Raw genomic sequence first — 4,124 nt, forward strand, 5'->3', positions numbered from 1 at the left:
CTCAAATATATTCATAAATCCTCCTAAATATTTTAAAATTGTTTATATTATTATTTAGTTTTTTGCATAAAAAAAAATACCATTAAGTCATCAACTAATAGTATTTTTTTATGTTAACTTGATTTATTATATATTTTAAGATATTTTTTGTTTGTGATTTTTTCGTTGTATACTTTTGGTACGTGTACTAACTTTTTTATCAGTATTTTTATTGACTTTTTTAGGAGATTTTCTTTTAAAAATATATTCTGACCCGGTAAAAATAAGTCCTACAGATAACATCACAAAACATAAACCGCCTAATAATAGATAACAAATTATTCCTATACCTTCGACTCCCATTATTTTATTGGCAATCATTAATACTACTCCTGAAAAAAAGCATATTAAAAACGACGTTATTATAACTTTTAAAATTCTCTTGAAAATACTTTTCATAATTATCCACTCCCAAAACTATATTATCTCCTACTATATATCTTATCAAAATGAAACATAAATTTCAATTAATATAAGAATATTGACATAAATTTGTTATGTTTTTTTAATAAATTTTGCTTAAATTCCAATTTTCGCATTTTTTAATTTTGAATCTGTAACAATACTACGCTTTTTTAATAATATAAATATAAAGATTAAATTTAAGAGAGGTGATATTATGCCATGTTTGCCTAACTTAGGAAGCAAGGCTCCAGATTTTACAGTAAATACAACCTTTGGACCTATAAATCTATCTGATTATAAAGGCAGATGGGTAGTTTTATTTTCTCATCCAGGAGATTTTACCCCAGTTTGTACTACTGAATTTATATGCTTTGCAAAATACTACAATGAGTTTACCTCTAGAAACACTCAGCTTATCGGTCTCAGTGTAGATAGCAATTCATCACATTTAGCATGGGTCTACAATATATGTAAGCTTACAGGTATTGAAATTCCATTTCCTATTATAGATGATTCAAGTAGAACTATATCAAATCTTTACGGAATGATTTCCGAGCCTGTAAGTTCAACAAAAACAGTTAGGGCTGTTTTTATTATAGATGATAAACAGATACTTCGAACTATTTTATACTACCCTATGACAACTGGTAGAAATATATTTGAAATATTGAGAATTATAGATGCACTCCAAAAATCCGATGCAGAAAACGTAGTTACACCTGCCAACTGGCTCCCTGGCAATCCAGTTATAGCGCCGCCGCCAAAAACATATAAAGATTTAAAAAAACGTATCAAAAATTGTGATAAAAAATACTCATGCTTAGACTGGTATTTATGTTTTTTAAATGAAGGAAATAAAAATGATATGGTCGAGTATATGAATTGTCCTAATCAGAAATCTTTCTCTACTTCGAATATGGTATCAAATAAAAAATCAAACTCAGTCAAAAGCCAAAGACAACCGTACGAATATATAAGTGCTAATTGTCCAAATATACAGCCAATAGTATTTCAATACGTTTTAGGAAATCCTGAAAATTTAGATCCTACTTACTTAGATGCTGCTATATATGCCTTTGTTCAAATAGATGAAAATGGAGAGCTATACGTACCTTCACCTAGATATTTAAACCAGATGATATCACTTAGAGAAACTAAGCCTTCTCTAAAAATAATAGCAGCTATCGGTGGTTGGGGGGCAGATGGATTTTCCGACGCTGCTTTAACGCCTACATCGAGATATAATTTTGCTAGAAACGTAAATGAATTTATAAATGACTACGGTCTAGACGGTATAGATATAGATTGGGAATATCCCGGAAGTAGTGCTGCTGGAATTAAATCGAGACCTGAAGATAGAGAAAACTTCACATTGCTTTTAACTGCACTTAGAGATGTTTTAGGTGAAGATACATGGATAAGTGTTGCGGGAACTGGAGATAGCGGGTATATAAATAGAAGTGCTGAGATAGATAAAATAGCACCTATAATCGATTATTTTAATTTGATGAGCTATGATTTTACTGCTGGGGAAACAGGCAATGCTGGTAGAAAGCATCACGCAAATTTATATGAATCAGATCTATCCTTACCAGGCTACAGTGTAGATACTATGGTGAACAATCTTATAAATGCCGGTATGCCATCTAGAAAGATAAATTTAGGTGTACCATTTTACGGAAGGCTAGGAGCTACAACTACAAAATCCTACGACGAGCTCAGAGAAAATTACATCAATAAAAACGGGTACATCTACAAATTTGACAACGAAGCTCTAGCACCTTATCTAATTAAAGACGCGTTATTTTCCATGTCATTTGACAACGATCTATCCATTTTCTTAAAAGCTCAATATGTGCTTCAGCATTGTCTCGGAGGTATATTCTCGTGGACTTCTACCTACGACCAAGCTAATATATTGGGAAGAGCGATGTATTTATCTATTAACGACCCTTATAATTTTGAACAAGAGCTTACAGATATATACGGAAGTATACCTACATTACCAGAATAATGTTTAATTTTTAAATTTATAGGAAATTATATTTTCATATTTTGAAGTATATAATTTCCTAAATTTAATCTTCTTAAAATCATAGATTAAATTAATAAATTTGAAATATATTGTAAAATATAATTCATATATTTTAATGCCTATTTTTAATTATTTCTTGTTATTATAGAATTAGTAGACTTTGTATTACCAATTAAAATTCATATAATTATCATAAATTATGTACATAATAATTATATCTAAGATTGAAAATAAATTTTAATAAATATAAAATTTGCAAGAAAGGAGGGTATTATAAAATGAATATAACTATATTTGGTGCCAATAGCTCTATTGGAAAACACCTAATAAATCTTTTTGTAAACAACAACCACAAAGTAATTGCTTTTGTAAATAAACCTGGCTCAATAAAGCTTCCCCCTTCTAATTTAAAAATAATTGTGGGACATGCTTACGACCACGCACTTGTCAGAAATGCTATAAAAGATGCCGATGTCGTAATCAATGCATTTAAACCAGATTCCAAAGTATTCAAAAATACAAATTACTATATAAATAATATTTCAAATAAGACTATAATAGAAGAAATGGTAAAGCTAAATAAAAAGAGATTTATAACTCTATCTAGACTTACAGGTAATGACGATACAGGAAACATAAATCCATTTATATGGGCTTTTTTAAATAAAATCCAGTATAAAAGCTATAAAGATGAATTTAAATCTACTTTAGAATTGCTAGAAAAATCAGATTTAGATTGGACTATACTTAGAATAATACGTACGGCTCCTTCTAGAAAAAAAGGAGAATACTCATATTATAAAGACCAAAGCTCTAAATTAAGTCCTTTTATCTCTAACTACAATATAGCTTGTTTTTTATACGATATATCTGTAAAAAATCTATTTATAAATGAAATGCCTATTATATCTAACAAAAAATCAAAAAAATAAGGTTAAAAAATACCTTATTTTTTTGATTTTTTTCTCTTTACATATCTCAAAACTTCTTCTAATCTTTCATTTTCTAACCCTTTTAGTACTTGATTTATACTTTCTATTAACTCAGATTTTCTGTCGTTTGTATCGTCGTTTAAATTAGGTTCAGAGTATTTTTGTTCGCCGTAAACTACTATATTTTCATAGCCCTTTACAACTAGGCCTTCTATTTTTTCTTTTATTTCTTGATTTTTTACTAGTATTTGATTATTTGACAAATATTTTTCTAATACTTTATCATTTTCTATACCTAGCTCTTTTTTACAAATTGTATCGGCCATTTCATTGAATAAATCCTCTTCATGACTTTTTACTTGTACAAATTGGACTTCTATGCCTTGATTCATAAGTCTATTCATTTTTTCATAATAATCTTTAGATGACTTATCCTTTCTCTGCCAAAAACCAGTTGCATGATGACATATTCCCTCATAATCATGGAAAAGTACTACTTTTTTTTGCCCATTTTTTAAGGCGTATTCTACACCCTCTAAAGAAGCCTTTAACTCTCCAGCTATTTGTCTTATGTTGTTATCCTTATCATTTTTTCCAAATCCACCGTGGACGTACTCTACAATATCGTTATATACTGCTACTACTCCATAAGAAAATTTTCGACTAGATGAATTGTAGCTTCCATCTACATATATATGAAGGCAGTTTTCATC

Annotated in this window: 4 protein-coding genes; 2 read left to right on the forward strand and 2 right to left on the reverse strand. The window is 29.1% G+C overall.

Features of this window, described 5'->3' with window-relative positions:
- Nucleotides 1-135 precede the first annotated feature (135 nt).
- Nucleotides 136-438, reverse strand: a complete 303-nt coding sequence (locus MR593_RS01780) for a hypothetical protein (RefSeq protein ID WP_290686350.1) — start codon at nt 436-438, stop codon at nt 136-138.
- Between the two features lie 220 nt (nt 439-658).
- On the opposite strand from MR593_RS01780, the gene MR593_RS01785 reads away from it, so the two are divergent.
- Nucleotides 659-2,458, forward strand: coding sequence for a peroxiredoxin (locus tag MR593_RS01785; protein WP_290686353.1), 1,800 nt, complete (start codon nt 659-661; stop codon nt 2,456-2,458).
- A gap of 299 nt (nt 2,459-2,757) precedes the next feature.
- Nucleotides 2,758-3,411 (forward strand): NAD(P)-dependent oxidoreductase, encoded by a 654-nt coding sequence (locus MR593_RS01790; protein ID WP_290686356.1) that lies wholly within the window; start codon nt 2,758-2,760, stop codon nt 3,409-3,411.
- A gap of 14 nt (nt 3,412-3,425) precedes the next feature.
- Here the strand turns inward: MR593_RS01790 and MR593_RS01795 are convergent.
- The coding region (locus MR593_RS01795; protein WP_290686359.1) for a reverse transcriptase-like protein at nt 3,426-4,124 on the reverse strand (699 nt) is incomplete at its 5' end.

Source organism: Intestinibacter sp., from assembly GCF_022780145.1.
In the GTDB taxonomy this organism is placed as follows: domain Bacteria; phylum Bacillota; class Clostridia; order Peptostreptococcales; family Peptostreptococcaceae; genus Intestinibacter.

Coding starts and splice junctions, on each gene's coding strand:
- MR593_RS01780 (WP_290686350.1), bottom strand. CDS start 438: ATGAAAAGTATTTTCAAGAGAATTTTAAAAGTTATAATAACGTCGTTT.
- MR593_RS01785 (WP_290686353.1), top strand. CDS start 659: ATGCCATGTTTGCCTAACTTAGGAAGCAAGGCTCCAGATTTTACAGTA.
- MR593_RS01790 (WP_290686356.1), top strand. CDS start 2,758: ATGAATATAACTATATTTGGTGCCAATAGCTCTATTGGAAAACACCTA.